The sequence below is a fragment of the Methylobacterium sp. J-118 genome (assembly GCF_057836565.1).
The window spans coordinates 4,800,174-4,822,163 of record NZ_JBYQFA010000001.1 but is presented as its reverse complement, the minus strand read 5'-3'; the positions used below and the strand labels follow the sequence as shown (position 1 = coordinate 4,822,163).

Annotated in this window: 30 protein-coding genes; 19 read left to right on the top strand and 11 right to left on the bottom strand. The window is 63.6% G+C overall.

The window, feature by feature from the left end; translation table 11 throughout:
* Window positions 1–136 precede the first annotated feature (136 nt).
* From AC3IF3_RS23650 to AC3IF3_RS23625, 6 genes are all read left to right on the top strand, one after another.
* Window positions 137–505, top strand: coding sequence for a PAS domain-containing protein (locus AC3IF3_RS23650; RefSeq protein WP_489218496.1), 369 nt, complete (start codon window positions 137–139; stop codon window positions 503–505).
* 341 nt (window positions 506–846) lie between these two features.
* Window positions 847–2,331, top strand: a complete 1,485-nt coding sequence (locus AC3IF3_RS23645) for a methyl-accepting chemotaxis protein (protein WP_489218494.1) — start codon at window positions 847–849, stop codon at window positions 2,329–2,331.
* Window positions 2,332–2,335: 4 nt separating this feature from the next.
* The gene (locus tag AC3IF3_RS23640; RefSeq protein ID WP_489218492.1) at window positions 2,336–2,626 is read left to right on the top strand and encodes a hypothetical protein; all 291 of its coding nucleotides are present in this window, start codon (window positions 2,336–2,338) and stop codon (window positions 2,624–2,626) included.
* On the top strand, window positions 2,623–2,982 hold the full coding sequence (locus tag AC3IF3_RS23635) for a hypothetical protein (protein ID WP_489218491.1): 360 nt from the start codon (window positions 2,623–2,625) through the stop codon (window positions 2,980–2,982). Before AC3IF3_RS23640 ends, AC3IF3_RS23635 begins: the two co-directional genes overlap by 4 nt.
* 100 nt (window positions 2,983–3,082) lie before the next feature.
* Entirely contained in the window at window positions 3,083–3,646 is a 564-nt protein-coding gene (locus AC3IF3_RS23630) for a PilZ domain-containing protein (protein ID WP_489230521.1), read from the top strand.
* Between the two features lie 9 nt (window positions 3,647–3,655).
* The gene (locus AC3IF3_RS23625; RefSeq protein ID WP_489218489.1) at window positions 3,656–4,684 is read left to right on the top strand and encodes an HD-GYP domain-containing protein; all 1,029 of its coding nucleotides are present in this window, start codon (window positions 3,656–3,658) and stop codon (window positions 4,682–4,684) included.
* A gap of 41 nt (window positions 4,685–4,725) precedes the next feature.
* Here AC3IF3_RS23625 and AC3IF3_RS23620 read toward each other — a convergent pair whose 3' ends face one another.
* A complete protein-coding gene (locus AC3IF3_RS23620) occupies window positions 4,726–5,088 on the bottom strand; it encodes a cupredoxin domain-containing protein (protein ID WP_489218487.1) in 363 nt (120 codons plus the stop codon).
* A 399-nt stretch (window positions 5,089–5,487) separates the two neighbouring features.
* Window positions 5,488–6,105 (bottom strand): PAS domain-containing protein, encoded by a 618-nt coding sequence (locus AC3IF3_RS23615; protein ID WP_489230520.1) that lies wholly within the window; start codon window positions 6,103–6,105, stop codon window positions 5,488–5,490.
* Between the two features lie 236 nt (window positions 6,106–6,341).
* Between AC3IF3_RS23615 and AC3IF3_RS23610 the strand changes: the two genes are divergently transcribed.
* The gene (locus AC3IF3_RS23610) at window positions 6,342–6,566 is read left to right on the top strand and encodes a hypothetical protein (RefSeq protein ID WP_489218485.1); all 225 of its coding nucleotides are present in this window, start codon (window positions 6,342–6,344) and stop codon (window positions 6,564–6,566) included.
* Window positions 6,567–6,634: 68 nt separating this feature from the next.
* On the opposite strand, the gene AC3IF3_RS23605 is transcribed toward AC3IF3_RS23610, so the two are convergent.
* Window positions 6,635–7,060: a hypothetical protein gene (locus AC3IF3_RS23605; RefSeq protein ID WP_489231358.1), complete on the bottom strand. Its 426-nt coding sequence runs from the start codon at window positions 7,058–7,060 to the stop codon at window positions 6,635–6,637.
* A 296-nt stretch (window positions 7,061–7,356) separates the two neighbouring features.
* On the opposite strand from AC3IF3_RS23605, the gene AC3IF3_RS23600 reads away from it, so the two are divergent.
* Complete coding sequence (locus AC3IF3_RS23600; RefSeq protein WP_489216192.1) at window positions 7,357–8,196, top strand: outer membrane protein; 840 nt, start codon at window positions 7,357–7,359, stop codon at window positions 8,194–8,196.
* Between the two features lie 287 nt (window positions 8,197–8,483).
* On the top strand, window positions 8,484–8,759 hold the full coding sequence (locus AC3IF3_RS23595) for a hypothetical protein (RefSeq protein WP_489218481.1): 276 nt from the start codon (window positions 8,484–8,486) through the stop codon (window positions 8,757–8,759).
* Window positions 8,760–8,823: 64 nt separating this feature from the next.
* Here AC3IF3_RS23595 and AC3IF3_RS23590 read toward each other — a convergent pair whose 3' ends face one another.
* Window positions 8,824–9,069: a hypothetical protein gene (locus AC3IF3_RS23590; protein ID WP_489218480.1), complete on the bottom strand. Its 246-nt coding sequence runs from the start codon at window positions 9,067–9,069 to the stop codon at window positions 8,824–8,826.
* Between the two features lie 1,211 nt (window positions 9,070–10,280).
* Between AC3IF3_RS23590 and AC3IF3_RS23585 the strand changes: the two genes are divergently transcribed.
* The 5 genes from AC3IF3_RS23585 to AC3IF3_RS23565 all read left to right on the top strand — a co-directional run bounded on the left by AC3IF3_RS23585 (window position 10,281) and on the right by AC3IF3_RS23565 (window position 13,606).
* Window positions 10,281–10,598 (top strand): hypothetical protein, encoded by a 318-nt coding sequence (locus AC3IF3_RS23585; RefSeq protein WP_489218479.1) that lies wholly within the window; start codon window positions 10,281–10,283, stop codon window positions 10,596–10,598.
* 74 nt (window positions 10,599–10,672) lie between these two features.
* Window positions 10,673–11,401, top strand: coding sequence for a hypothetical protein (locus AC3IF3_RS23580; RefSeq protein ID WP_489218478.1), 729 nt, complete (start codon window positions 10,673–10,675; stop codon window positions 11,399–11,401).
* A 280-nt stretch (window positions 11,402–11,681) separates the two neighbouring features.
* On the top strand, window positions 11,682–11,957 hold the full coding sequence (locus AC3IF3_RS23575; protein WP_489230519.1) for a hypothetical protein: 276 nt from the start codon (window positions 11,682–11,684) through the stop codon (window positions 11,955–11,957).
* A 265-nt stretch (window positions 11,958–12,222) separates the two neighbouring features.
* Entirely contained in the window at window positions 12,223–12,468 is a 246-nt protein-coding gene (locus tag AC3IF3_RS23570) for a hypothetical protein (protein ID WP_243966394.1), read from the top strand.
* Between the two features lie 916 nt (window positions 12,469–13,384).
* Window positions 13,385–13,606: a hypothetical protein gene (locus AC3IF3_RS23565; RefSeq protein ID WP_279598191.1), complete on the top strand. Its 222-nt coding sequence runs from the start codon at window positions 13,385–13,387 to the stop codon at window positions 13,604–13,606.
* Here the strand turns inward: AC3IF3_RS23565 and AC3IF3_RS23560 are convergent.
* The 3 genes from AC3IF3_RS23560 to AC3IF3_RS23550 form a co-directional block, all read right to left on the bottom strand.
* Window positions 13,603–13,896: a hypothetical protein gene (locus AC3IF3_RS23560; protein WP_243966400.1), complete on the bottom strand. Its 294-nt coding sequence runs from the start codon at window positions 13,894–13,896 to the stop codon at window positions 13,603–13,605. The two genes, AC3IF3_RS23565 and AC3IF3_RS23560, sit on opposite strands and share 4 nt — an antisense overlap.
* A gap of 81 nt (window positions 13,897–13,977) precedes the next feature.
* The gene (locus AC3IF3_RS23555; protein ID WP_489218475.1) at window positions 13,978–14,244 is read right to left on the bottom strand and encodes a hypothetical protein; all 267 of its coding nucleotides are present in this window, start codon (window positions 14,242–14,244) and stop codon (window positions 13,978–13,980) included.
* 3 nt (window positions 14,245–14,247) lie between these two features.
* Window positions 14,248–15,012, bottom strand: coding sequence for a Crp/Fnr family transcriptional regulator (locus AC3IF3_RS23550; RefSeq protein WP_489230518.1), 765 nt, complete (start codon window positions 15,010–15,012; stop codon window positions 14,248–14,250).
* A 186-nt stretch (window positions 15,013–15,198) separates the two neighbouring features.
* On the opposite strand from AC3IF3_RS23550, the gene AC3IF3_RS23545 reads away from it, so the two are divergent.
* The 3 genes from AC3IF3_RS23545 (at window position 15,199) to AC3IF3_RS23535 (ending at window position 17,881) form a co-directional block, all read left to right on the top strand.
* A complete protein-coding gene (locus AC3IF3_RS23545) occupies window positions 15,199–15,927 on the top strand; it encodes a Crp/Fnr family transcriptional regulator (RefSeq protein ID WP_489230517.1) in 729 nt (242 codons plus the stop codon).
* Window positions 15,928–16,812: 885 nt separating this feature from the next.
* A complete protein-coding gene (locus tag AC3IF3_RS23540; RefSeq protein ID WP_489229115.1) occupies window positions 16,813–17,625 on the top strand; it encodes an IS5 family transposase in 813 nt (270 codons plus the stop codon).
* 67 nt (window positions 17,626–17,692) lie between these two features.
* Window positions 17,693–17,881, top strand: coding sequence for a hypothetical protein (locus tag AC3IF3_RS23535; protein ID WP_489230516.1), 189 nt, complete (start codon window positions 17,693–17,695; stop codon window positions 17,879–17,881).
* Between the two features lie 337 nt (window positions 17,882–18,218).
* On the opposite strand, the gene AC3IF3_RS23530 is transcribed toward AC3IF3_RS23535, so the two are convergent.
* Entirely contained in the window at window positions 18,219–18,728 is a 510-nt protein-coding gene (locus AC3IF3_RS23530; protein ID WP_489218469.1) for a Ros/MucR family transcriptional regulator, read from the bottom strand.
* 182 nt (window positions 18,729–18,910) lie between these two features.
* The gene (locus AC3IF3_RS23525; protein ID WP_489218468.1) at window positions 18,911–19,117 is read right to left on the bottom strand and encodes a type II toxin-antitoxin system ParD family antitoxin; all 207 of its coding nucleotides are present in this window, start codon (window positions 19,115–19,117) and stop codon (window positions 18,911–18,913) included.
* A 508-nt stretch (window positions 19,118–19,625) separates the two neighbouring features.
* Between AC3IF3_RS23525 and AC3IF3_RS23520 the strand changes: the two genes are divergently transcribed.
* Window positions 19,626–19,970 (top strand): PepSY domain-containing protein, encoded by a 345-nt coding sequence (locus AC3IF3_RS23520; RefSeq protein WP_489230515.1) that lies wholly within the window; start codon window positions 19,626–19,628, stop codon window positions 19,968–19,970.
* Window positions 19,971–20,012: 42 nt separating this feature from the next.
* Window positions 20,013–20,231 carry a hypothetical protein gene (locus AC3IF3_RS23515; RefSeq protein WP_489218466.1) on the top strand — a complete coding sequence of 73 codons (219 nt, stop codon included), beginning with the start codon at window positions 20,013–20,015 and terminating at the stop codon, window positions 20,229–20,231.
* 58 nt (window positions 20,232–20,289) lie between these two features.
* Here AC3IF3_RS23515 and AC3IF3_RS23510 read toward each other — a convergent pair whose 3' ends face one another.
* Together AC3IF3_RS23510 and AC3IF3_RS23505 are read right to left on the bottom strand one after the other, a co-directional pair.
* Window positions 20,290–21,279 (bottom strand): inorganic phosphate transporter, encoded by a 990-nt coding sequence (locus AC3IF3_RS23510; protein WP_489218465.1) that lies wholly within the window; start codon window positions 21,277–21,279, stop codon window positions 20,290–20,292.
* Between the two features lie 9 nt (window positions 21,280–21,288).
* Window positions 21,289–21,930 carry a DUF47 domain-containing protein gene (locus tag AC3IF3_RS23505; protein ID WP_489218464.1) on the bottom strand — a complete coding sequence of 214 codons (642 nt, stop codon included), beginning with the start codon at window positions 21,928–21,930 and terminating at the stop codon, window positions 21,289–21,291.
* Between the last annotated feature and the right edge of the window lie 60 nt (window positions 21,931–21,990).

The following is a 21,990-nucleotide window of genomic DNA, read 5'->3' as shown; positions in this document are numbered from 1 at the left end:
GGAGCGAGATGCATGGCGGGCCGAGCCTGAAAGGCTGCACACCGATTATATGCATCTAGGAGCGTCAATATCGCCGACCGGGAATGCATCGTGCGACGCTATTAGATCGTCGTCGCGTGTATAGTGACTCTCTGAGATGACGGCATTCGAAATCATTTGCGTGTTGGCTTATGTCGCAACGGTCGGCGTGATCATGACGGACACGACGATCCTCTCGCCTAGCCCAGTTGTTTTGTATGCCAACGAAGCCTTTGGGCGGCTGATTGGGCGAGACCTGAAGGATGTCATAGGTCGTAATCCATGGATCATGCAGGGCAAGGAGACGCGCCGCTCGGCGCTCGACACTTTCCATCGTGCCCTCATGGCCGGTGAGCGTTTCCATGGCTACCGCACCAACTACCGTGAGGACGGGTCCAAATATCGTGTCGAGATCGACTGCCGGCCCCTGCGCGCTGCCGATGGGCGGATCGAGAACTTCGTGGCGTTCGAGCGCGAAGTGAGCTGACGGATCGGGCGTCCCACCGTCAGCGCGGCCGGTCGCTACGAGCCCGGCTTGGTAGGTAATGATCCATTAACCACCTTCTTGCGCGAACTCGCCATCTTTAAGCACGGATAAGTTGTATTGTTTCTAATCACGGCGGTATGAAAACTGCTACCGGGGATTAATATAAGTTGTGTTCGGTGCGAATACTGGTCGTGATCGGACACATTAGGCGTAAATTAACGCTCGTTGCCCAGTATTGCCGAAAGCGATGATGCGAAGGGTGACGTGTCGGCGGGATACTCCGCTGGCCGACTGCCTCCCGGTCCGTCGTCGAACACCACAACAATCCTGGGGGATCGGCCATGTTTGGTGGAACGCGCACACATGCGGATCAGGCGGCCAAGCTCGATGCGCTCGACCGCTCGCAAGCCGTCATCGAATTCCAGCCCGACGGCACCATCCTCACCGCCAACGCCAACTTCCTGACCGCCATGGGCTACACGCTGGCCGAGGTGCAGGGACAGCACCACGGCATGTTCGTTGAGGCAGCCACCCGCGACAGCGCCGAGTACCGCGCATTCTGGGAAGCCCTGCGGCGGGGCACGTTCCAGGCCGCCGAGTTCAAGCGGATCGCCAAGGACGGTCGAGCCGTCTGGCTTCAGGCGAGCTACAACCCCTTGCTCGACCGCGCCGGGCGCGTGGTAAAGGTCGTAAAATTCGCCGCCGACATTACGGCGCAGAAGCTGCGCTCGTTGGATAGCGATGGCCAGATCGCCGCCCTGCACCGCTCGCAAGCGGTGATCGCGTTCGATCCGACCGGCACGATCCTAGACGCCAACCAGAATTTCCTCGACGCGGTCGGCTATCGTCTTGATGAGATCCGCGGCCGGCATCACAGCCTATTCGTAGATGCGGCTGAGCAGGCGGGGACAGCCTACCGGGGGTTCTGGGACCGGCTGGGCCGCGGCGAGTTCGCGGCGGGCGAGTTCCGGCGCATCGCCCGCGGCGGTCACGAGGTCTGGATCCAGGCGAGCTACAACCCGATCACCGACGCGGATGGCACCGTGCTCAAGGTGGTGAAGTTCGCCGCCGACATCACCGCGCAAGTGCATGAGCGGCAGCGCCGGGCCGCGGCGCAGCGGGCGATCGGCACGGATCTCGACGCGATCGGCGCCGCAGTCGAGGACGTCACCCGACAGACGGCAGAGGCGGCTGGCATCGTGGGACAGGTCTCCAACGACATCCAGTGTGTCGCCTCGGGCGCAGAGGAGTTGTCGGCCTCAGTCGGGGAGATCAGCCAGCAGGTCAGCCACGCCGCGCGCATGGCCGGCGAGGCGGTCGAACAGGCGCGTCATACCAGCGGCATCGTCGAGGGCCTGAGCGGGCAGGCGGCACAGATCGGCGACGTCGTGACGATGATTCAGGGAATTGCCTCGCAGACCAACCTGTTGGCGCTCAACGCCACAATCGAGGCGGCGCGAGCCGGCGCCTCGGGTAAAGGTTTCGCTGTTGTGGCTTCCGAGGTGAAGGCCTTGGCCGAGCAGACCGCCAAGGCCACCGACCAGATCCGCGGGCAGATCACCGCGACTCAGGCAGCCACACGCGAGGCGGTGAACGCGATCGGCGCGATCCAGGGCACGATCCGATCCCTCGACGAGGTCTCAGCGGCGATCGCGGCGGCGGTGGAGGAGCAGTCGGCCGTGACCCGGGAGATGTCGGGCAGCATGCACACGGCCGCCCATGGGGTGACGACGATCGCCGGCGGCATGGAGGCGATCGCGCGAGCGAGCGAGCAGGTCGATACCGCCACTCAGCAGGTGCGTGAAGCAGCGCGGGCAGTGGGCTGAGGGCATGAACAATACGGGCGAGCAAGCCGCCGTGCGGGCCAGCCTAGAAAATGGGCTCGGGGACCTACTTCGTGCAGCCGTCGAGACTCCGGCAGAGCCCTATGCGGCGAGCTGCAACCGGATCGACGCCGTGTTCGATCATCGGATGGCGCCGCATCGGCATCTGGCCTGGGCGCTAGCGGAAGCCGAGGCGTTGAAACATCGGCTCAAGGACGGCCTGTACGGGTACGCCCCCGATGCTATCGGCGAGGTGTGCAGCGCAAGGGACCCCGACCTGGGGGAGCAGAGCCGATGATTGGCACGCTCGTACCGCTGCGATCCGGTCGCTGCGCCACACCCGCGCTCGCCGCCGTCGACGTGACAGCTATAGAGCTGCTGCAGGAAGGACATGCACTGACGTTGTCGGGTGCGCGGCTCGACGTGATCCAGACGGATCTGTTGGCTCAGCGCGTGCAACTCGCCGCGGTGCGTGCTGATTTGCAGGCGCGGCGGCGGAGCGGTGACGTCGGGATCAACGCTTTCAACGCGACTCTGTGCGCCGAGACCGACATGGGGCTCGCCTACATTGATCGGTTCCTTGATCTGGTAAAAAGCTGCGCCGCGCGCGTCGATGAGAACGGCACGCTGAGCCGTCAGGCACAGCCTGCGTAAGCGAAGCCGCCGACAAGGATCAAATTTCTTTTAGGTTTAGACGAACTATAAACCAGGTTGGTGCCACACTCCGCTATATACGATGACGGAGACAGCTTCCGTGTTGGATCAGTGCTCGATTTCAACCCAGGGTAGATATTGCCTGCTCGGTGGCGAGGACGTTTCATGTCTCGCCGATGTTTCAGCCCCCGACGTCATCGAGCTGCGTCGCGTCGTGCAGGGAGCGCTCCCCGGCAGCGGAGTTCGCGTCGCATGCTACCTCGATAACATTGGGCTGATCGACGGCGTTGTGCTGCACGGCTCCCGCGCAAGCTTCGTCCTGCAGGTGGTGGCCAACCTCGAACGACGCTCCAGGATCGTAGCGCGGCTGGCTTGGCTGCGCAGCGCCGAGACGCGAAACGACCAACGCAAGGCAGCCCGCATCGTCCCGGCCCACCGCGAGGTGCAGATCAGGCTGCCGGGTGAGCAGGCGGTCGGAGCGATTGTCGCCGACCTGTCCATGACTGGCGCAGCCCTGCTCTTGGACGAGCGGCCGGATGTCGGCGAGACCGTGACGGTGGGCAAGCGCTTCGCGACGGTAGTGCGCCATACACCCGAAGGCATCGGTGTGGCGTTCCGGATGCCGTTCGGCTCGCTGACCTTCAACGAGCACGTGATCCTCTGAGGCGCAGCGATGAGTGAGCTTCTGCTGATCACCGACGACGTCCAGCGTGGTGAGCGCTTGGCACGTGATCTCGGTTCGCGCGGTTCTTGCAACGTCCACGATCTGTACGAGGACAAGTTGCCGACCCGGCAGTTCGATCTGATCGTCAGCGACATCGAAGCGCTCACCTCCGACGCGATCATCCGCCTTCGCCGCGCCTTGGCGAAGGTCCGAACCGAAAGTCTGCCGTATCTGTTTCTCGTGCACGGCAACGTCGCTCGGGCCGAAGCGCAGGCACAGATCCTGGGCGCGAGCGCCACGGCCAACCTGCAGCAGATGTCCACTGCGCTGGATCGATTGCGGGGCTCGCCGATCCCCCGTTCTGCACGAGCGACGGCTGCCGAGGCTCGGCAGTTCTTCCAGGGCGCTCTGTTTTCTGGCGGCACAATCACGCCGGATGTGGCCGATGCCGGAACCGACTTGGTCGTGCGCGCCGTCAGCGAGAGCGGGGTCTACGACTGGGTGCGGGCGGTCCGGCAGTTCGACGACGCCACCCATCAGCACTGCCTGATCGTCGCCGCCCTCGCCGCGGCCTTCTCGGGTGCACTCGGCCTGCGAATGGCGGACCGCCATCGCCTGACGAGAGCCACCCTGCTGCACGATGTCGGCAAAATCCATGTGCCGATCGAGATCCTGAACAAGCCGGGTCGACTGACCCATGCGGAGATGGCGGTGATGCGCACGCACGCCGCGTGCGGCCACGCAATGCTCGTCAACGGTGCCTTCGACGGTGAACTGCTGGCGGCGGTTCGCTCGCATCACGAGATGCTCGACGGGACCGGTTACCCGGACGGTCTCAAGGGGTGGGAGATCCCGGACTTCGTGCGGCTGGTGACCGTCTGCGACGTCTACGGCGCGCTGATCGAACGACGCAGCTATCGCGCGCCGATGCCGGGCGGCCAGGCCTACGGCATCCTGCAGGGCATGGTCGGGCGGTTGGACAGCGATCTCACACGCGCATTCCGACCGATAGCAGCGGCGTTCGACCTATCCGTGTAAGCCAAGGAGCGCCGGTAGCATCGGCGCTGCTGGCGGCGCAGCTACCGCACGTGGACGGCGAGCTTCATCTTCGGGTGAACGCCGCACAGGACGGTGAAATCACCCTCCGTCGGGAAGGTGATGACGGCTTTGGCGCCGGGCTCGATATCACCGCTGTCGAAGGCGAACGTCTCGGCTTCGACGTAGGCCTGGTGGACAAAGTTGTCGTCGTCGTTGACCACCGTGATGTGCTCACCGACGTGGAGTGCGACGTCCCCCGGCCCAAAACGTTTGCCCTTCTGCGATACGATGTGATCCGCATCCGGGAGGCTCGCGATGGCGCCGCTGGCCACAGCTAGTGAGATCGCGGTCCCGCGCATGATCGCCGGAAGCAACTTCCGGTTGTTATTCAGCATCTCGGCCATCGAAGATAGATTACAATCTCAGCTGAGATTGAATTCACTCCGTTAATCACCTTAAGGATGCCTGAAGTTTTCAGATCATGACGAGGTTGTGATCACGTGCCGTTCAAGCGGAAGCAATGGCAGAACAAGGGAGGGGATCTTCAGGCAGATTGAGCGCCGCTCAACGCTAGGCCACTGTTCGCCATCCTAGCGGCATGCCCATGCAGCGGTCACCGCAAGTCCGCCTGTAACGACGATACCGATGGGCGAATCTTCGGCTAGAGCCCGGGCCAAGTCGAGAACCAACATGGATAAAGAACGCAGAGGATGCACGATCTATTCGGCAATGTTACCTGGCACGTGCCGGCACACCAATAGACTGAAAACAGGACGCAATGATCAGACACACTGTACATTCCGCTAATGCAGGTGCGATACCTGTTCTTCATTTATTTCACGCGACAGTTCCTGACCGACGGCGAGGAGCAGCTCATCCGCCTTTTGTAGCAAATGCAGTGAGCCATACTGTTCGAGCGCTGCCTGCGCTTCCAGGCAGCGGTCAGCTGCCTGCACGATTAGGCTTTCCTCATGCGGCAACGGCTGGGCAACATAGCCCTCGCCTGTTTCACAAGTCTCACGACTTTCGGTGATGTCGATCATGATGCCGCGGCAGCGCACCGCCTGGCCGTCCTCGGCCCGGTAAATCCGCCCGCGGCACAGGATCCAGCGTATGCTTTGGTCGGGGTTTACGATCCGGTACTCGACTAGGAACAAGCTCCCGCTCTGCACTGCTTTGGCCATGTCGCGCGCCATCCACTCGCAGTCTTCAGGATGGACATTGGCGATCGATACCGGGGCCTTGACCGGCTGGCCGGCGAGGCCGGGATCGCCAGTATGCAAAGCCGCAGCTTGCTCGTCATAGTACACGCAGCGGTTCAGCAGGTCCCATTCCCAGGTGCCGACAACGCCTGAGGCCGCCAAGCTAGTACGCAGCTCGTTCGGCCGGGTCAGGTTCCGCACAACGCCACGCTTCGGCATCTACTCTCGTCTCCCCTGGGCGGCGATCTCGGTCGAGGACAGCCATTCCGTAGCGGATTTCACATGCTAGTGTCGATTGTGCTCCGGCTCGGACTTGCAACTTCAGGGGTGACGGACGCATGCTTGAGCTATCAGCATGCGTGGGAACTGACATGGGCCAGAGGGACAAGGATCCTCCCGGGCTCGGCTTTGAGGGAGACCGACAAGGCCGTAGGCCGATCACCAGTGAGGCTACGATGCGGTTGAAGACGATCGCCGCGTCGCTAAACATGCCCGTCGAAGCGTTCAATCTATTGCATTCGCGCGCGGCGCTACCTCGGGTTTTCTCGTCGCAGGAGGAGGCAGCCGAGGTGTTGCGACTGTACTTTGCCATTGATGACTTAGCCCTGCGGCTGCGCTTCCTCGAATTTTTGCGCGACTTGTCTACTAACCGTGTCGGGGCAGAAAACGACAAGGTTTGAGCTTTAAGGCGAACTCTAATGAGCGGCAGCAGGAACGCCATCTTCCCCTAAACCCGCTGAGCGACCCGTCAGGCGTAGGGGCCACCGAACAGGTCGCCGAGCACTTTCCGCCGGAACAGTGTGCGCCAGCGCCTTCGCTGATGCTCCGGCCAGTCGTGGATCATGTGGCAGCGCTGGCAAAAGGCCGCGAGGTTGGCGTCCGCATTGTTCGAGGTATCGTGATCCCTATGCGCGGCAGCTAGAACGACCCAAGTCCGGCGAGCGCGGCCGAGGATGTCGGCACCCAGCCCGAGACGGATCCGCCTGCCACATCCATCGCGCCACCGGCTGGCCTCGGCGTCCCACCAGCGCCCGTCGCCGAGGTGGTAGACCATCCGCCCATGCGGCCGTCCGCAGCCCTCACAGCAGCCCTTTGCCCGACCAAAGCGGATCGCCAGCGACAGCTCGCGCCAGTCGATCGGATAGAAAAAGCGGTGCTCGGGCCGGATCGGCATGAGGGGGCTGAATACCCGATGGCGGGCCAATTCTGTGGCAGGGCGGCGGATCGCTTCTGTAGCATCTCGGCAACAGCCCCGGGCCAAAGTCACGGGGTGCTGCAACCAAACCACCGCCGAGATGTTACGACGACCGGTCGTGTACATCGCACTGTATTTCGACCGTGCAACGCATGTTCATGGATGGTTTACTATACAGCCCCACGTCATCAGCCGGCAGTGTGTCCGTAAAACTACAGCCATTTCATCGACGGACCGGTAGCCTTCTCGTCAGATCGAAATTTGGACCTTACGTTATGACCAAGCTCCTGACCTCGCTGGCCGCGTTCACCGCCCTGACGGCCGCCGCCTCGGCCGCCGACCTTCCGCGCCGCGCCGCCCCGCCGCCGGTGTTCACCCCCGTGCCGGTGTTCACCTGGACGGGCGCCTACTTCGGTATCAACGCCGGCTACGCGTTCGACGCCTCCAGCCGCAGCAACAACAACTCCACCTTCGGCGTCCCGGCCCCCTACGCCGCCGCCGGCACCACCGCCACCTTCGGCAACCGCAGCCAGGACGGCTTCTCCGGCGGCGCCCAGATCGGCTACAACTACCAGTTCACCCCGGGCTCGGGCGTGGTCGTCGGCATCGAGGCCGACGCCCAGTACCTCGACTTCGGCCGCAGCCGGAACAACGCCTTCATCAACGGCGCCCTCGCCCCCGGCTACTACGTCACCGACCCGCGCGGCCTGTCGAGCCTCGACTACTTCGGCACCGTGCGCGGCCGCCTCGGCTACGCCTTCGACCGCACCCTCGTGTACGGCACCGGCGGCTTCGCCTACGGCTCGGGCAGCGCTGACCGCTCCTTCGGCGGCTACGCCGGCAACGACAGCTTCCGCACCGGCTACGCGGTCGGCGGCGGCGTCGAGTACGCGCTCCCCACCGACTCGTTCCTGAACTTCTTCCGCTCCTCGGCCGTGACGCTCAAGGTCGAAGGCCTGTACGTCAACCTCGACCGCAACACCCGCAACCAGGGCGCGTTCGTCATCAACGCCGCCAGCAACTTCCCCGCCGTCTACAGCAGCGGCATCGGCCGCCGCTCCGACGAGTTCGCCGTCGTCCGCGCCGGCCTGAACTACAAGTTCGGCTCGTACTGAGATCCGGTCGCGCTGCTCCCGGCATCCGTGCCGGGCGATGCGATGGCGGGCGAGGGGTAGTTGGTCCTCCTCACCGCCCCTCATCGCCGAAGAGCAGCCGTCCGGCTGACCTCCGCACCCCCAGCTCGATCACCCTGGCCGCGAGGTCGGCGACACCCCGGGAGCACCCGCTCCCGGGGTGTTTCTTCGTTCCGCCCCCAGCCCGGTGTGCAGACCTTGGCGCTGCGGCTCATACAGTGCCGGGATCTGTAACTGCAAATCTGATGGAAGACTGAACAATATCGATCGTGGCGTTGTTCAGACTCGGACCGATCAACGCGATCTGTCTGGAGGAAAATATCATGTCGATAAAGACGCTTGCCCTCGCCGCTGCGCTGACCTTCGCAGTCACAGGAGCGGCTCTCGCTCAGATGCCCTCCGGCGGTAGCGCGCAGAGCAACATGAACAATCCGGGAAGCGTGAAGAGCCCGTCAGAGAAGCGCACAGCCGGCCAGCAGGGCATGATGGGTATGAGGCACATGAAGCGTCATCGGCGCCATCATATGCGTCGTTCGCGCATGTAGTTATAGTTACCAGGGTTCCGCAGACATCGATCTGCGGAGCTATTCCGCTAGCGTTGGTCCCAGGTTACGCCGGGGTGATCTGTCCCTCCGTGGAGAGCAGGTCGCCCTGCGTGTCATTGATGGCGTCGAGCACAGCCTGGGGGTTCGTTGGCCGCGCCATCGCCTCCGCTTCATCGTCGACCCGATCGGTGAGGTGGGGATGGTCACGCCTCATCTCCTCCATCAGGGCGATGATCTTGGCACTCTTCTGTTCGGAAACGATCGCGAGTTCCAGGGTTAAGCTGAGCGAGGTGCTCGGCCAGCTGCTCATCGTGCCGCTGCGTGATCAGGATCAGACTGGTGACGTATGGCTTAGGACGCCGCCAACGTCCTGCATGTACGCGAAACGTCGCGGATCGAAACTGCGTGACCGAGTGCCGGGAGAACGAGGTTCAAACCGACCCAGGCGAGGATCGCGCGAGAGAGTACGCCGAAAAGCGTGGGCGCCCAACGGCGCTGGTCATGCGATCGACAGTGCGTTGGACCGGTGTGGCCTTACGATGATGCTCCCAGTGGAGACCAGCGATGGCCCGGACAGTGTGCTCGATGTGGGCGGGCAGGATTGGCGCAGCCGCTTCCTCCTGGCGGTCCGGGCTTGGATTGACCATCAGTGGCGCAGTCCGGTTATCGGAGAGGTCTATAAAGCTGGAACAGGTATATGGCTCGACCGGTTGCCCGTGAACGTTTTCACGACAGCCGAGACAACCCGATGGCCCGCTCTCCCCTTCCACTGAGCGTCGCTTTTGCCGCGTTCGCAACCCTGGCGCTCACCGCATCCGCGCAGGCCTAGACCAAGCCCGGCGAGATCAAGTGCTTCGACGCAAGGGGCGACAAGGGCCGAAGCGCTCAGGACGGCTGGAGCCAAGCGCCGGTGCCGCGGGAGGAGTCGGCCGCGAAGGATGCGCCGAACCCCAGTGGCCACTCGATAGCGGAGAACAAGGATCGACCGGTCCCGGCTGCGAACCCGACCGGCGACTCCGCGCACGATCCTCAGGCGCCGCTGCCAACCCGCACGGCATCACCATCTGGTACCAACCCGGCGGAACCTTCGAAGTAGCAAACTTGCTTCAACACCGCTCCTGACGCTCGCCATCTTGAGACCATGCCCGCGCAGCACGGCCAGACCTACGATCCGCAGAAGCCTTTCGCACCTCAGTGCGTGTGGTCTGATACACCTGCTCCTACCGTAATGCAGGACCCCCTCGCCCGTTCAACTACTTTGACTGCAGCCGATGTTCTCGGCCGGCGCAGCGACGCACACGGTGGGGTCATCGTCTCTGATGAGGCGATCGGCGTGCATCTGTGGTTCGAGCGCGGGTTTCGGGACCACGACGAATTAATCTCACTCATCAATTCCACGCGGCGGGCGCTGGGCGAGTGTGTCCCGTCTCGACCCGTCCGTTAGCCGTACCGGAAACCGGTTCAGCTCAGCTTCGAGCTGGGGGCTGCCTAATGGCTCGCCGGAATCCCGAACCGCCTCGGATGTTCGATGTCTGGGACCGCATCGCCGCTGAGGCCGTGGAGCACGCGAAGGCACAGAGCCAAGCCGTCGCCCTCGAACGGAATATTAGGGCCCCGCGCAACAGGCGCTCGAACTGGACAGGCGATCGGCAGACGCTCCACGAAATCGGGAGCCTGATCCACACCCGCCATCTCGGCCCCTGCGATACGGACGACGGCGAAGTCTACCTGAGAGCCGCCCTGCCCTGGCTCGTTGCGAAGGCCGGTGGCTTTCTCGCCGAGGATCTTGAGCAGCACGTCACCGGCTGGTGCCGAGTTGGCGTTCCCGTATTAGCCTAAGCGCCAACCGCGGATGCATCGCCGAGGCTGAGGAGCGCGACGGCCGGAAACGGTTGTGGTGGTCCGCGCAGGAGTTGGGCGACCTGCTGCGCCTCACGACGGATGAGCGGGAGCGGCTGCGGATCGCGCGCATCCGCCCGGCCGGCATGACGGCCCGAGAGTTCGCCAGCGATCAGCGAGCCCGGGAAGCCGAACTGGCGAAGGCCTACCGCATCGCCAAAGGGGTCCGGCCGCGGGAGCAATCGAAGGCCCGGCTTGAGCCGTGGGCCACTCTCGATATGAGTCGGGCGACCTACTTCCTGCACCAGAAAGCCGGCACCCTCCCCGCTCAGATCCGAGACCGTGAGACTGTTTCGTCGGCACCAGGTACGAAGTACCTAAAGCTCACGACGGATCGGTCTCACGTCGCAGAACGAGCCATTCCGAGTCCAGCGAGGAAGCCCCGCCTGAGCCCGAGCGTCGGCGCTGTCGGGCATGCGCCCGGAGCCAAGGTAAGGGCGATCCCGTCAGGTCGTGCTGTCGCGCAGCCGCTTCCGGAGGAAGGAGTTTTTGAGCACCCCGACATGCTCGGTGGTGGGGAGTGGAGACACATTGGCGCTCCCCTCAGCGACTATGCCGGCGGTGTCCTACCCGACAACCTCGTGCGGGCCGTGCGTGATGCGCAGCGGGTGCGCCAGATGACGCAAGGGGCAGTCGCACGTCAGATCGGGATCAGCCGTCCGCAGCTCGCCAACGCGCTACAGGACCGGTTCGGCTTGAGCCGGAGTGCTGCTGCCAACCTGCTGATGTGGCTTGCTGCCTGAATTCCTTTGTTATCGCGCAGACGGCGCAGCCGTCCGCCGTCAGGCGGGATCGAGGGTGCCGGCTCGGGCCGCAGCTCGTCGCCCGCAGGGCCCCCCCCTCCCCCTCCCCCCCCCCGCTTTCCGTCGCATAGCGTTCCTGGTCTCGCTCCCGTAGCTCGGCCGTATGGCTTCCGATTTCGCACCCACCATGCTCCCGAACGCCGCTGCCGTGTGGCGCAGCGCCCTTGAGGATCTATCCCCGCACGCCTCGCCCTGCCGGTATCTGACGCCGACCCGCTGGGTGCCGATCCGCGAGGCTGCCATCGATTTCTGCGACCGGCTCGGGGCTGAGGCCCATGCGCTCGGTTGGACGGCGGCCGAGCTGTTCGCGCTTCATCCAGAGCATGGAAGGCTGCGGATCGACTACTGCGGGGTGATGATGGTCTCCGGGAGCAAGGCTTTGGAGGTGGAACCCACCAGGATCGTGTTCGCAGACGGCTCAGGCTACCGGACCAAGCAAGGTCAGGTCTGCGGCATTCCGGTCTGGGAGTATGTGAAGAAGGCCGCAGGCCGATGACGGGGGGGCTCATGGCGGGATCGGCGGCACCGTCTCGCTCGTCGGTTTCACAGTCCTGATTACTGCGCTGGCAGCCTACGGGCTCGCCGGGCTGGTGTGATAACCCCCGGCCTGAAGTTCATCCGGAGGACGGCGGCGGGGCCGGGATCCGGTTCCGGGAGCGGAAGGGGTAGGCGTTGGGGTGGTCAGGTCGTACCACCTAGCATCTGAAGGCGAAGGGCTATCTGAGATGAGTGACACGCCTGAACCCGACCGCGCCGCCCGCGTGATCGCCGAGAACGTCTACGTGGCGTTCTGCCAGCAAGCCACGATGCCTGCGCACCGGCTTGAGGAGCAGACGATCCTGACGCGCCTTGTTGAGGCGATCCGTCCACGGATCGGCAGCTCTCCGGGGGCGATCGTCGAGGCCGCCAACGCCGCCTTGTCGGCCTGGGAGCAGCGGGATCCCGATGTTCGCGGACCGCGTGTCGTGTCGGTCAATCAAATCGACGGTTCGGTGATCGTGGTTTAATAGTCAGTGAGCCAGTCTTTCACGCCTGTCCGTAGTTCACCGCCATCGCGTAGGCCAGGTGCACCAGAACGGATCGGCGCCTCGTTGGCTTACTCCCTCGCTCAAGGGAGGATGACATGCTGACAGGTAGCCTGCTTTGGCTCTTGGGGGTGCCGATCCCCGTGCTGATCCTGATCTGGTTCTTTTTCCTGCGGAGACGGTAGCGCCGAAGCTGACTCTGCCAAGACCGAGAGGCGGCTCAATTACGAAATGAACACGTTGCTGACTGTGTGTCAGCAGTTATGGGGCCTAGGTCGCCTGAAAAAGAGTAGCCTTTCCCACTTCGGGCCCTTGCTAGGAAATGTCGTTGAGGCTCGGCTAACCGCCCTCCCCCATCCTGCATTTCGGGCCGCGTCGCGTATTCGGCTCCTCGCCGTGAGAAAAGGCACAAGCCCCGCCAACCCGTGAGCAGATCGGGCGGCGGGGTCGAGCCGGGGATAAAACTGTCTAGGCACTACAGACGCGGTTTCAGTGCTCGGTCCCCGGCATGTTCTGGCGTGGTGTGCCGCCATGATCCTTGATGAGGTTGGAGCGTTCCGGGTCACCCTTCAGGTTTGCCACCTGCTTTCGAGCCGCAATGGCTAAGAGCCGACGCCGCCAATCGTGCCAAGTGCAAGTACTAAAAGAGAAATGCCGCTGCCCATGAGCTGTACTTTTCGTCGGGAGAACCGCCGAAGCATAAGCGACGGGGAGCATGATGCTTTAAAGTAAACCAGGATCTCGATGATAGGTTGCTAATTTATATATGGGCAGGGGTGCGGCGTCTTCCCTCAATATTATTCTTCTGGATCTCTGAGGCGTCGAACGGCGTTTATCCCGTGCCCGCATCTGCCGCGGTGCGGAGTGTGCCGTGTACAATACCTTCCTGTCGTCGATAATGCTGGCGATCGAGTCGCGACGCGTGATCGAGCTGCGCATGGTTCGGCTTGCCTGGGGCGGCCGGGAGGGCCGCGCCGAGATGCAGTCGATGGTCGTCGAGAAGGTGCATGCGGCCGGCGAGGCAATGACCACGCTAATGTTGGGAGGCTCGCCCGAGACGGTCATCGCCCGCTACCGCGAGCACGTCGCCTTCAACACCAAGCGGCTGTCGGCAGCCTAGCGCGCTGCGCTAATCTCGCTTGCGCGTTTGACGACAGCCCGCAAGGCGGCGCTACCTTCCATCACGAACCAGGCATGTAACGTGTTGGTGATTTCAGTTGTATCGTCCGGCAGCTCTCGGAATAGATCGGCGTAGCGGGCTGGCTCACGCTGCACGAGCATGTCGAGATAGCTCGCACCCTTCGTCCGCGCGAGGTTGACGAGGGCATCGTTGAGAACGCGCCGCATCATCTCGCCGACCATGGCCGAGACGTACACCGCCTCGGCACTGCCTTGTTCGGGTTCACTCACGGTTTGCCCCGTGGCCCCTGCCGCAGCGTCCCTGTTGAAGTTTGCGTGCAGGATTTCCCATCCGATCACCGGCGAGATAGCTCAAACTGGCTTGAGATGTCGTCGCAGCCAGCGCGTTGCGTCTTCCAGAGTCGGAAAGGCAGGGACCCTCAGCCCTTGCAGCCGGCCGAACCCCGCCTCCATGAACCAACTTCCGACATTGGCATGCTCGGGTTCGGCGAGGCGAACCAGCACTGCCACGAGTAGGCCGTTGGCGATCACCAGCATGCCGTCGTGGTCAAGGCTGCCCGTGTCGATCGCGATCGGCTGCAGCACAATCAGCGTCTCGACATTGCCCCGCTCGGACATCGGCTAGCCCTCCTGGGCGCGGCCAAGCCAACTCAGGTCGCGGCGCTCTCCCCAACGGGTGTTGCGCAGGTGCAGGTAGTTCGGTGCGAAGCTACAGAAGGCCTTCATTCGCTCGACGTCGAGAATGGTCAGCACGCGTCGCTTGAGGTGGATCAGGCCGAGGGCGCGAAGCTCGCGCAGCGTCCGGTTCACGTGCTCGTCGGACAGGCCCATCGTGTCGGCGATCTCAGACTGCGTGAGCGGAAACGCATAGCTGTTGTCGGTAACACGGCCGACCGCTTCCAAGCGCATGAGAAGTTCGCACAGAAAATGCGCGATGCGCTGGTCCGGAGCGCGCGCGCCCATATTGACCAGCCACTCGCGCAGGACGGCTCCATCGACCAGAGAGCACCACCAGAAGGCGCGCGCGATGCTCGGGTGCTGTGCTGTGATCTTATCGATAGCTCCGCGCGGGATATCCACGACTTGGCACGTCGAGATGGTGCCGATGGTGTGATCCATCTCGTCGAGGATGAACACGTTCAGGTCGCAGAAATCGCCCGGTACGAGGAGTGCCATGATCTGGCGCTGGCCGTCCGGAAGGACCTTGTACCGGCAGGCAAAGCCGTCGAGGATCAGCAGGACGTTGTCGGGCTTGTCGCCTTCCTGGATTAGATCCTGGCGCGCTCCGACCTGCCGGACCTTGAGTATCAGGTTGTTCAAGGCCGAGCGGGCTTGGTCGGACAGCGGTTCAAAGCTCTCAAGCTTCCGCGTCAGCGCCTGCTGCATGGGGCTCACATCGCTGCACCTCGGTATCTGCCACTATGTCAGATATCCGACCAAATCTCCATCATTTGATTGATATCTTGCTCTCTTAGAAGATTAGGCTCAAAGACAAGCAGGCGTAGGACGCAGGCACGTTCAAGTGCTCCCGACCGAGAGCTCTTGGGCCTCCCGCTCCAAGTGAACGGGACCATGTCGCAACCGACGCAGGATAGCTGCCTCAATCGCTTGCTTAGATCCCTGAATCCGGACGATTTCTGTCTCCTGCAGCCGCACCTCGAACTCGTGGTCCTGTCGTTGAGCGATGTGCTGATCAAAGCCGACACCCCCATCACCCGGGTTGCCTTCGTCGAACGAGGCATCGTCTCGCTCGTCAGCGTCGCGGCAGATGGCCAGCAGGTCGAGGTCGGGCTCGTCGGATGCGAGGGCATGGTTGGCGTGCCGATCCTGCTCGACGCCGAGCGGACGCCAGACGAGGCCCGGGTTCAGGCTATCGGGCTGGCGCAGATCATACCCGTGAGCGCCTTCTCGGAGGCGCTCCGGAGCAGTCCGCGCCTGCACAATCACCTGTTGCGGTATGCGCACGTCCTCGGCGTGCTTGCCACGTCCACGGCCCTAGCCAACGGCCGCTACACCCTGGAGCCGCGTCTCGCCCGCTGGCTGCTCATGGTCCACGATCGGACTGAGCGCGACGAGTTGCCGACGACGCATCGGTTTCTCTCGCTGATGCTCGGGGTCAATCGTCCGGGCCTGACGGGCGCGATCTCGGTCTTGGAGCGTTCCGGCGTGATCGGTCGACAGCGCGGTACCCTGATCGTCCGCGATCGCGCGGCGCTGCTCGCTCTAGCCGGCCCCTCCTACGGCGCTCCGGAAGCCGAATACGAACGGCTGTTTACGGGTCCGGCACCGAGTGTTTCCTGAGAAACTTTCCAGTCGCATCCTAAGCTACGCCCCCCCCCCCCCCCCCCCCCCCCCCCGCTTGCTGCTGAGATGCCGCTCGATCCAGGCCTGAGCCGCGTCCAGGTCTAAGAACAGGGGAGCACCGATCACTGCGGTCGGGCCGAAGCCAGCTTCCAAGAACCGCAGGCCCACATCGGCACCGTGCTAGTCGAAGAGCCGAACCAGGACTGCCACGAGGAAGCCGTCCGCGAACACGAGTTGTCCGTTGCTATCTTGACTGCTGGTGCGGACCCGCACCGGCTGAAGATGCAGGGTCATCCCGCCGCTCGCTTCCGCAAATGCAGGTAGGTCGCGTCGAACTCGGAGGCGCGGATCAGCTCATCCCAGCGGTCCGGGGCGGCCCATGGGCGGCTGCTCAAATCCAAAGGGTGTTGGCTAAGGTATGAGATTGCCCACGGGTCGAGACAGTCGACCCTGACGATGCGTCCGTGACGATACGGGCGGGATAGGGAAGCGGGCCGGATCCCGTAACGACGTGGTTCGGCCCTGTGCCGTTCGGCATCCGAGCCGGAGCGACTGATGCAAAGTAGCACGTGAGCAAGTCGACGTGGAATCTATAATTGCTGAGGGGGGCGCTCTATAGAAGGCGCCCACGGTAGCGCTCCTTGAACCGTTGGTCCAATTTTAATTGCTTAAAGCTGTGATGATTCGTCTGATATATAAAGTTTTAAAAATTATATGCCATCGTGAGATCTCATTTCAGTAGTGCATTGCGATGTTAGAGCGCCGCGCCAAGCTTCGTGTAACGTCAACGTTAGAGCCCGTCCGATAAGGGCCTGAGGCGGGGTTGAGTGGCCGGGATGGCGATGATTCCAGGAGGGTGCTGAAGCCTAACCTGGAAGCGCCATGTGGACCCCGACCACCCGGCGGCAGCATAGCCGCGCGGGCCTTCGCTATGAAACTGACCTCACCGATGCCGAGTGGGCTGTGATCGCGCCGCTGATGCCGAGGCCAGCGTCCTGTGGCCGGCCTCCGCTCTGGACGACACGGGAAGTCCTGAACGCCATCTTCTACGTTCTGAGAGGTGGGATCTCCTGGCGGATGATCCCCAAGGATCTGCCGCCGCGTTCGACGACGTTCGGCTACTTCAGCCGCTGGCGCGACACAGGGCTGTTCGGCCGGATCAACCATCACCTCGTCATGGCCGATCGCGAGCGTGTCGGGCGGGAAGCCTCGCCGTCTGCAGCCGTGCTCGACAGCCAGACCGTCAAAACGATGGAGAGCGGCGGGCCGCGCGGCTACGACGCTGGCAAGAAGGTCAAAGGCCGCAAGCGCCAAGCTCTGGTCGACACGGAAGGGCGTGCGCTCGTCCTCGATCCGCAACCTGCCGACGTGCAGGACCGGGACGGAGCCGGTCCGGTCCTGCGCCTGTCGCGCCGGACCTTCCCGTTCATCACCAAGGCCTTCGCCGACGCCGGCTATGCCGGCGACAAGCCAGCGAGCGCGACGATCATCGCCGTGGAGATCGTGCGCAAGCCGCCGGATCAGGTTGGCTTCGCTGTTCATCCACGTCGGTGGGTCGTTGAGAGGTTCTTCGCCTGGATCAGCCGCAACCGACGCCTCTGGAAGGATCCGGAAGCGACACTCGCCTCCGCACGAGCCTTCCTCTACGCCGCAGCCGTCATGATCCTCGTCAGACGCCTCGCCCGATCAGCCTGACTTCTCGGACGGACTCTTAGAGGGACGCGCGTCGTTCGCGGGCACACCCGTTCATTCCCCCTGCCTGGTGCTCAACCACAGCTCTAACGGCGCGTGCATCCTGTTTGCCTCGGGCAGGAAGGTGCCGAACACGTTCGATCTCTCGATCGGCAGGGCGAGCACCTCGCTGCCAGTCAGGGTCGTGTGGCGTCGCAATACGACGATGGGCGTTACCTTCCTGATCCCGCGGATCGTGCCGGACGTGATCCCGGGCTGAACTGAAAGTTCGTTGCCCCAAGCGCATTTCCCCAAGCGTGTGCGATCTGAGGCAATGGCGCGCTGCTAACCATCGATAATGACCGTTATCGGTGACGAGGCTTGTAGCCTGACGCTGCAGAGCCTTCACTGCGCCCAAGTTGGCCCGCCTGGCATCTGCATGGTGTGAGGACGTCCTTACCGCCGCTGTCAGCAAGGAAGAGGACGCACCGGCCACGCGTGACCGGGGAGGGCACGGCGACCGGTGCGCTCGCGAGCAGGAGCGTGAGGGCGCTCAACCGCCGCGATAGAGGGAAGAGAAGGATCGGTAGCGGAAAGATCCGTAGCCTCGCCTTCTGCTATGCCTCTGCGGCCTTCCGCGGCCGACCAGCATGCTTCGGCTTGTCGGAGACGGTCGCCGCGGGCTTAGCAGCCTCCGCGACCACCTTCTCGCGTCGTTGGCCCAGCCCGAAACTCTGGGCAAGCGCCGAGCGCTGTGCCGAGTAGCTGGCCGCCGTCGAGGGGTAATCCCGCGGCAGGCCGAAGTGCTCCCGGTACTGCTCGATCGTCATGCCACTCTTGCTGAGATGCCGCTTCAGGGTCTTGTACGGCTTGCCGTCGAGGAAGCTGATCAGCGCGTCTGGCGTGATCGACTTCCGGATCTGCGCGGGTGTGAGCTTCTCGACTGCCGGAGCCGCCGCAGCGGCGCTTTTGCTGAGACCGGCCAGGGCAGTGTGAACGCCGGTGAGCAGTTCCGGCAGATCACCGGGCCGGACGGAATTGTTAGACACGTAGGCTGAGACGATCTCGCTCGTCAGTCCGATGAAATCGATGGTCTGAGCCTCGATGGTCCCTGTATTCTCGTTCACGGCGCACCTGCTTGAGTAAAGCAAGCCATCTGCGCCAGCGAACACAACAAATCAATGCACGTTTAGAACTTTTCGCTTCTACCTGCTGATTTTTGGCTTGCCATCGCTCGCATCTCGGGACGCGGATGCGCGCGCCCATCTCACCACCCTCGCTGAGGAAGTCGAGGCTACCCGACATCGGATCAGGCGCGGTCATGAGGGGGAGGAGTCCGCTGCGCTATCGCTTGCCGTGAGATCGGAGTGTTACCCATCTCGGCTCGCTCAAACTCGCGTAGAGCGGCCCGCACGACCTCGCTGACGCTGCTGTAGCGGCCAGTGGCTACACACCCTTGCAGGAACGCCCGGAGTTCCGGGGGCACGGAGATGGTGATGGTTTCGCGCAGAGCCATGCTTAGCCCTAGCATCGCCTTACAGTGTCTTACAGTTACATATGTTTGATCTGGTTGCGGTCATTATGCCGTCCGCTTCATCGCAGGAGCAGACATTAGACGATGCCTAAGCCATGTCCGAGTGGGGTCGTGAACGGGCGCGGCGGCACGTCCGCTTCATCGCTACGCCGACTAGAAGCGGACCGGCAGGAAACCACCCAACCCAGCCATTCGGAAGCGCCTACTCACGCGACTGAACCTGGCCGATAGCCTCCGGTCCGCTTCGGAGCAGATCCGCCGAAAAAGCGGACGGCCTCCTACCGACCCACCTCTGCCGTACAGGCCCCGGATGGTGCTCCCCGAAAGCGGTCATCCGTTGGCCGTCCGACAACTTCGGCTCGGGGTGGCAATCGGACCTTGACCTTTCGTCACAAAGCGGACGTTCCACCTTTGACCGACGCTGAGCGAACGTTAGATCACGAGCGCCGCGTGGCGCTCTCGTTCGGCGCCGGTCAGCTGCGATTTGAGCGTGTACGACTTCGCCGCGCAACCGCCCCACATGCCGCCCGTTATCGGACACATTCTGAAACGAAGACGGCTAATGAAATCGATGGCTCTCTCTACTCTCATCCTCGCGACGGCATTCGGCTTTGCCAGCCCGGCGCTGGCGAAGACGGATAAGCCAGGACCGGACTGGATCCCAGCCGATCAAGTCAAGCAGAAGCTCATGGACGCGGGCTACACCAGCATCACCGAGTTCGAGGCTGACGACGGGCACTGGGAAGGCGAGGGCGTGAAGAACGGCGTGAAGATGGAGTTCCACGTCGATCCCAAGACGGGCGCCCTGACCAAGGAAAAGCCCGACAAGGATTGACGCGGCGGCTGACGCCGACCGGCTTGGGATCGAGGTAGCTCGGTGACGAAGCGGGCTAAGCATACGGCCTATCTGATCGCCGTGCATCAGAGGCGTGAAGGCGTCCGCGTCTACGTCATCCTGGCCCCTTCGGCTGCGGTGGCGATGGCGCAGGTGGACGCATTGGCGGCGGATGACGTGCACGTGGAGGTGGTGGGCTCGCTAGGGCGTGACCTCGCACGACGCCTCGATCTAAAAGTCGGTGAGATATGCCTGATCTAAAGCGCCCCGCGCCTGCTCTCGACTGACGTGCTCGTTCCAGACGGCGAGACGTATTGCTTCACGGCAGAACGAAGCCCGAGATGCTGTAGATCAGTGCCGCCACTAGCGCCGCGGCCGGCATGGTGATCACCCAGGCGACCACGATGCCCTGGGCGATGTTCCAGCGCACTGCCGAGACCCGCCGAGCCGCGCCGACACCGATGATCGCCCCAGTGATCGTATGGGTGGTCGAGACCGGGATCCCGAATGCGGTGGCGGCGAACAGGGTCACGGCCCCGCCAGTCTCGGCGCAGAAGCCCTGCATGGGCGATAGCCGGGTGATCTTCGAGCCCATCGTGTGGACGATGCGCCAGCCCCCGAGCAGCGTGCCGAGCGCCATGGCAGTCTGGCAGGACAAGACCACCCAGAGCGGGACGTGGAACGCGCCGTCGCCCTCCCCGTGGGCGTAGAGCAGCACCGCGATGATGCCCATGGTCTTCTGCGCGTCGTTGCCGCCGTGGCCGAGCGAGTAGAGCGAGGCCGAGACGAACTGCATCCGGCGGAACAACCGGTCCACGGCGTGGGGTGTCGAGCGCACGAAGATCCACGACACGGCCAGCATCAGCAGCAACCCGAGACCGAAGCCCAGGGCGGGCGAGAGCACGATGGCGGCGCTTGTAGCGATCACGCCCGGCCAGACGATCGCGCCCAATCCGGCCTTAGCGATGCCGGCCCCGAGCAGGCCGCCGATCAGCGCGTGCGAACTCGACGACGGAATGCCGGCGTACCAGGTGATCAGGTTCCAGCTGATTGCGCCGCCGAGCGCACCCAGGATCACCCGGTCGGTCACCGTGGTGACGTCGATGATGCCGGACCCGACCGTGCCGGCGACGTGCAGGCCGAAGATCAGGAACGCCACGAAGTTGAAGAATGCCGCCCAGATGACGGCGTAGCGGGGTGCGAGCACCCGGGTCGACACGATGGTGGCGATCGAATTGGCCGCGTCATGCAGGCCGTTCAGGAAGTCGAAGACCAGGGCGACGCCGATGAGGACGATCAGGAGGGTCACGCGATCGGCTCAGACATGCTCGACAACGATGCTGCTGATCTGGTTCGCGACATCCTCGAACCGGTCCATGACCTTCTCCAGGTGATCGTAAAGCTCGGACCCAACTACGAAGGCCATGGGGTCCTGCCGGGACGCCTTGAACAGCGCCTTCAACCCGGCATTGTGCAGATCGTCCGCTCGGCCTTCGAGCTGGATGACCCGCTCGGTCAGGGTGTTGAGGATAGTGGCGTTCTCGCCCAGGGCCCGTAGCTTCGGCAGCGCCTCGGCGGTGGCGGCCGCCGCCTCTTGGATCACCGCGCCCATCTCGCGCATCGACGGCTCGAAGGCGGTGACCTCGAACAGTTGTACGGCCTTGGCGGTCTTGAGCATCTGGTCGATGGCGTCGTCCAACGACCCGACCAGGGCTTGGATGTCGCCCCGGTCGAACGGGGTTATGAAGGTTCGGCGCACGGCGAGCAGCGCCTCGCGGGTGATCGTGTCGGCCTCGTCCTCGTGGTCGGCGATCGCCTGGCAGGCCATTGGCACCTCCTGAGTGCCGTCGAGCAGCGCCCGGAGCGCAGCCGCGCCGTCCACGAGCGTAGCAGCATGGCGCTCGAACAGGTCGAAGAACCGGTCCTCCTTCGGCATGAGCGCGCGAAACCAAGCCAGCATGTGAGGTCCCGATATTGGGGGATGACGGTCCTACGATCGCGATCGTTCCCGACTGCATAT